This window comes from Agriterribacter sp. (assembly GCF_035444585.1).
Lineage (GTDB): Bacteria > Bacteroidota > Bacteroidia > Chitinophagales > Chitinophagaceae > Agriterribacter.
The window spans coordinates 4260-10477 of sequence record NZ_DAOMOZ010000166.1 but is presented as its reverse complement, the minus strand read 5'-3'; the positions used below and the strand labels follow the sequence as shown (position 1 = coordinate 10477).

Below are 6218 nucleotides of genomic sequence, written 5' to 3'. Positions count from 1 at the left end.
AATACGGCTGTACCTCCCGGAAGAAACACCCCGCCGCCACAGTCCCAGGTTGGCCACGTAAGGGTCGGGCAATGTAGGCAAATAACTGTACAGCGAAAAAATGAGTATGCAGTTTCCCCGTATTACATTTTCCATTGCATCATCGCACTCACCAAAAAGAATAAACGATTTTATGGGGGAAACGGTGAACAATGCATTTTCCAGCGCAATGGAAAAAAGATTCAATGTCTGGGCGGGAGCAGCAGTGCCCGGAATATTCCCCGCATTCGCAGAAGCAGCCTGATCGGCCTGCATATCTTCTTCCACCAGCATTATCCTTCTGCCGGTTTTCCCTGCGCTGAGCAACATATTGCAGGAAGACGACTGTACAGGAAAAGGCTCCCCGTTTACCTTTACCGGGCGATCGGCATATACAGTAGCGGCACAGCTTGTTACCAGCAATTCCTGTGCATTTTTACTGTTGATGATAAAAATCAAAGGCACCTTTTTCAGCAAAAACATATCCGCGGTTGTACCATGCGTATTTTGTTCATCCTCCCATAATTCAAGATGATGTGAAGCACCGAACGCATCCGCCTCCATATCGGTGATGGTTATCTCTCCCGGCTTACCGGAAACGGCAGGTTGCTTCAATCTTATGTCTTCATTTTGTAATCCGTTCCAAACCATACGCCATCCTTCGCCACATTGCAACAATACCGATCCGTTACCCGAGGCCTGCACAGGACTGTTAATGTTCAATGCCGTTGCAGCAAAAGCCCAATACGTTTTTTTAACAGGAACTTCACCGGAAAGACTGGTCCAGGGGCTTTTATATTGAGCAACCGCAAATTCATTCACATCCGCTTTCCATGGTATTAATATTTGGTTGTTGCTGTATGCCGGTGATATATTGGGTGCCGGTGTGAAGCTGAATGCGAAAGGCTGCCCGTATATTTTACATGATGCCGGGCCAATTTGAGTAATATTGCATTTGTTGTTTTGCCACGTAAATTCCCATATTTCCGGTAATTGGTAAGTGGCTTCCCTTGCATCCTTTCCATAAGGAGAAGTTTCAGCCGCGCCTTCATCTGTATGCTGCGCTAATTTGAGCGACACCTGCATATTAACTGCAGGGTTCAATGTGATCTGGTTGTTTTGTATGGTGGGCGGAAGGCTCAGCTTTATGCTGCCGCCTTTTACGGCAACGCCGATAAACCGGTCGGCAGGCGCTGCGGCAGAAAGCAGCTTTGCATTTATCCAGCAGCTACCGGCTACAATGGTATAAGTTGTGGCAAGCTCCGCCGGCAAACCGCCGGGAAAAAGTATCCTTCCCTGCCGGAAAGCGGCTTTGAACAACAATACCGGCTGCGCGCCTATGTATAGCGTAATTAATTTTTCATAGCGGTAAACATCAATCCATATCTCCCGGCCTTCATTGCTTAAAAAAGGTCCGTATGTTTCGGAAGGACCCGATCCTGCCGCCCAGTCGGGCACGCTGCCGGCTATTGCAGCATTCAATACCGGTACACTGCGTACAAAAACACGTTCTCCGGAAGCTTTTTCCGGAGCGGGCGCCCGGCCCAGCACGCCTGCTGCAATGTCGTTGATATTGCTGAGCGCCGACACGGTAATATTGTCGCGACTGTACAAACTGGAATTGGCAAAAAGATGCTCTGTTCCCGTATCTTCAATTTTTTGGCCAACCAGTGAAGCCGCCACCCTTTCCCTTGCCTGCTGCAACTGCTTTTCCTGACCTTCCTGCTTTACAGTGAGATGCCCGGTAATACTTTCGAGCATAGCCGATAATTGCGCCTGCGTCATCAAAAATGATTTAATCAATGAAAAATGCGCTCAAACAAGCGGGGATCGCATGTGCAAAACCCTGCAGATTTGTCTTTACTGAAATTTTAACGGAAGTTGAATTTTAAAAAAGGAACGGAGGAGGCGGAACATAGGATCTTACTCAGGGAGGAACAGTAATATTAAAAAATAGAAATGAGTAATCAAAGCAATGTTGATAATTTATTAGGTGGTAACATATAAATCAGGATTACTGCCCGTTTTCGGGAAGGAGCCCTGATATAGCTTTTCTACTACTGTAACCTCAACTTCATTTCGCTGCTGCTTTCTCATTTAACAGGCGGGTAAAGCTTTAATTCATTACGGAATAAAATGACACAGGCTTTAATCAAATACCCCCACTATTTCTTTACCATGCCTGCAGGCGGGGCATGTTGCCTCATTTCATATTACTCCGGTACAGAAGTTATTTTATGATGGGGATGAACCGGTGAAGTTGCGGTGCAGGCAAAAGAAACATAAAAAACGGTGCCGCCGCCCTGCCGGGATTCAAACCACAATTTACCTTCGTGCGCATCCATGATCTGCCTGCATATAGCAAGACCCAATCCATAGGAAGGCTCCCCTGAAGTACCCAATCTTTTGGAATCGGCTGTCATTTTGAATATTTTTTCTTTCAGGTTTCCCGGGATGCCGATGCCCCGGTCTTTTACGGCTACGGTAACCCGGTTATCCTTCAAACTGAAATCAATATCAATAACACTTTCTTCCGGCCCGAATTTTAAAGCATTTCCAATAAGGTTACTAAAAACACGCCATAGCTTTTCACGGTCGGCATGTACCGTACACGGAAGGGTTTGCAATTTTATGGACTGATTTTTCTCCGCTGCTTTTGGAGCGAGCATCTCTGCACAGTAAGCAACCAGCACCGCCAGGTCAACAGGCACTTTATTAACGTTGTTGCGCTGCTGGCTGGTATGCAAAAGTTCTTCTATGAGCTGAACGGCATGATGGCCTGCCTTGCTGATCATTTCGAGCATTTTGCGCTGACCGGGCAAATAATTATCCTCTTTCAGCAAAAAGTCGCTCATGCCTGCTATTCCGCCTACAGGATTGCGAAGATCATGGGCCACCACCTTCATCATCCTGCTGTTTTCCGCATGGCTGTTCTCCAATGCAGAAAATGCCTTTGCCAGATGAGCATGCTTGCCGGACACTTTTTTATTGAGCCCTGCAAGCACTGCGATATGTTTCTTCGACTGGCGATAATTTCGCCAGATGAGGAGCATCACCAGCACAGCCATAGCGGCGCCCATTGCCGTAACAATAAGGTAGATGGTTTTAAGATCATCCTCTTTTTGCAAAGCATCCAGCTCGTATTCGTTCCTTAGATAGTTCAATTCTTTATTAATATCGGGAGAGAGCACTCCTCTTTCCGCTATTTCTATAGAATCGCTGATCTTCATATAGCGGGTAAGATAGCGGTTTGCTTTACGAAAATCATTGTTTTCTCCGGCTATCCGCGACTGCATCAGGTTCCATTTTCCCGTTAATTCCGGGCTGGGAAAACTGTCCAATCCCCTTTCCAGGGCAAACAATACAGGTTCTGCCTCGTGCACTCTTTTTTGGCGGATATACAGGTCGGCCAGCTTGGCAAGCGACCAGGGCACATCTTCAACTGCACGACGGGGGAGGCTATTGATGCGAATGCTCTCTTTGAGCAATCTTTCGGCTAAGGAATCATTGCCCGTTTCCATTGCATCCTTTGCAAGATTGCCATAAATGACTGCGGTGGCAGATTCGATAAGCGCGGTATCAAGCACCTTTTGGTTCTGAGCGTTGTAGCGGAATGCCTTGTGTGCATTATACCGGATATAGCTCAGTGCGCTGTCGAAATAATAAATAGCGCTGTCGTGCATATTCAGCCTGCTGTAGCATATCCCGATATTATCCAGATCTGCCTGCTGGTTGGCAAAAAGTGTGTGCTCTTTATTGGGATCACCGTTATGGTCACAGTCTGACCTTTGCACATACGCTTCTTTAAAGAACCGGGCTGCCTCAGCATAGCGTTTCCGCTTATAGGCAATTTTACCAAGGCTGGTCGTGGAATTGGTGCGCTGACACAGATTGCCCGTTTTTAAAATGGCTTCCCGCGCCAGGAAGTAAAAGCCAAAGGCTTCATCGTAACGCTCAAGCGCATGCAGGTCATCGGCTTTATATGATAGCGCCGTGGCGTACCAGTGCATATATCCCTTATTACGCCTGAGCTGCTTAACGATCATAAGCATGCTGTCTGAATACATTAAAGCCCTGGCATAATCCCTCTTGTGCGTATAGTAATACCCCCTTTTGCAGCCATATGCTTCATACAATCTCTGCGGATAAGGCAGATAGGCGTATACCGAGTCTATAGCCCGGAAATAATGAGCACTATCGTCAATATACTGCTGGATCTTCCTGAAGCTAAAATTCTCGTACGACTGATCCGCATCTTTTTGCCGGTAATTGCGACAGCTCATAAAAAAAAGCATGAAGGCCGTTAATATGAGCAGAATGGGAATCAAAATTTTTTTTTCGCGCTTCATGGAGATCGTTTTACCACTGCATGTAAAGTTTTGCATTACACTTATAAACGTGTTTAAGTCCCGTTGCGTATGCAGTGTTTATGTTAGAGATTAAATGCAGACGGATATACTATTAAAAAAACCACATCTTCGCAGTATAATCATCTGCCAAAATGAAATATATTTTTATTTTACTCATCCAGCATACGCTTTGTTCAGGCATATTGTTTGCACAGCAAAAAGAAAGGATCATCAATAAAGAAGATCTTTCCTTCCTGGAAAGCCTTACAAAAGCAGTATTGGACAGCTCACGCATCTACCCGCAACAAAGTATACCGGAGTTTGGCGCCAATCAAACCGGCGGGGTCCTGATCCGCCCGGGTGGCAGAACTACTTACCCCGCATTCTGGATCAGGGACTATGCCATGTCGCTTGAAACAGGCTTTGTAAAAAAAGAAGAACAAAAGCACATGCTGCTGCTAACTGCCTCAACACAATGCGATCAAACCTGGATCACCAAAGAGGGAAGCATGGTGCCTCTGGGGGCTATTGCCGATCATATCCGCATTGATAACAGCCTGCCCATATACTTTCCCGGGACTTACGATACGGAAGCGCAGGGCGTGAAGGAATTTGGGATGTTCCCGCCTTATTGCGACCAGTTTTTCTTTATACGTATGGCCAATCATTATATTAAAACGACAGCCGACAGGGAAATACTATTCAAAGAAATAAACGGGAAACCACTCATTGACCGGCTGGAGATCGCTTTTGGAGTGCCGCCTTCGCGCAAAGACAATCATATCGTTTATACCAATGAGGCTTTCCGGGGCGTTGATTTCGGGTTCCGGGATGTGATTGAAATTACCGGTAACCTGTGCTATGCGTCTATATTAAAATATATTGCGGCAAATGATCTCTATGACATCTTTGCTTCTATAGAAAATAAAGACAAAGCAGACTATTATAAACACATTGCCCGGTCCATAAAAACAGCGCTGCCGGCAATTTTCTTAAATAAAGACGGCATGCTGCTGGCCTCAACGGGCAAAAGCAACCAGCCTGATGTATGGGCAACATCCCTTGCTATCTATTTAGACATTCTTAATGGAGAAGATGCTTTAAATGCGTGCAGGCATCTTGCAGATGCTTATGGTAGCGGTTCTTTGGCCTATAAGGGCAATATCAGGCATATCATAACAACAGAAGATCACAATGCCGAAACCGCCTGGCAAAAATCCCTGGTCCCCAAAAATCAATACCAGAACGGGGCCTACTGGGGAACACCCACCGGATGGGTAGCTTCTGCCATTGCCAAAGTAAACAGCGCTTACGCCCAACAGTTAATAAAGGAATATATTACACACTTAAGAGAAACAGATTACCGCAAAGGCGCTTCTTTTGGAGGACCTTTTGAATGTATCACAGCTTCCGGCACGCAGGGACCGGTTTACCTTACTACGGTTGCATGTCCTTATATTGTTTTGAAAGCTATGGAAAGGGGAGAATGAAATTTTTGTTTGCTGACTTTACTGAAAGGAAGGCAAAACAAAGAGCCGTTATACATAAGAAGATTTTGTTCGACCCTTTCGGGGTCGCAATACTTTTTATCCTGCAGTTATAAACGTTTAGACCCTTTCAGGGTCAATACAAGTGCTTGCGCGTAAAAGCGGTCGGCACCCGCCGCAGAAGGGTCAGACCGCTATTGGAAATAAATATGCTATTTCCTATCCTGAAAGGATACAAGGTTTATAACAGGAAGAGAAAAGCTTAAAGCGACTCCAAAGGAGTCGAAGTTCCAAAACGAAGAAGAAGGGTATGCCGAAGTACCGGAAAACACGACAGAACAAACACATCTGATAAAGCAAGGCT

The 6218-nt window shown here is 45.9% G+C and carries 3 protein-coding genes; 1 reads left to right on the top strand and 2 read right to left on the bottom strand.

Annotation, left to right across the window (positions count from 1 at the left end; all coding sequences use genetic code 11):
- Positions 1–1803, bottom strand: a 1803-nt coding sequence (locus PLH26_RS15970) for a hypothetical protein (RefSeq protein WP_324587028.1), incomplete at its 3' end; no start/stop codon positions are given.
- A gap of 428 nt (positions 1804–2231) precedes the next feature.
- Positions 2232–4367 (bottom strand): tetratricopeptide repeat-containing sensor histidine kinase, encoded by a 2136-nt coding sequence (locus PLH26_RS15965; protein ID WP_324587027.1) that lies wholly within the window; start codon positions 4365–4367, stop codon positions 2232–2234.
- Positions 4368–4519: 152 nt separating this feature from the next.
- On the opposite strand from PLH26_RS15965, the gene PLH26_RS15960 reads away from it, so the two are divergent.
- Positions 4520–5857, top strand: a complete 1338-nt coding sequence (locus PLH26_RS15960) for a hypothetical protein (RefSeq protein ID WP_324587026.1) — start codon at positions 4520–4522, stop codon at positions 5855–5857.
- Positions 5858–6218: the final 361 nt, after the last annotated feature.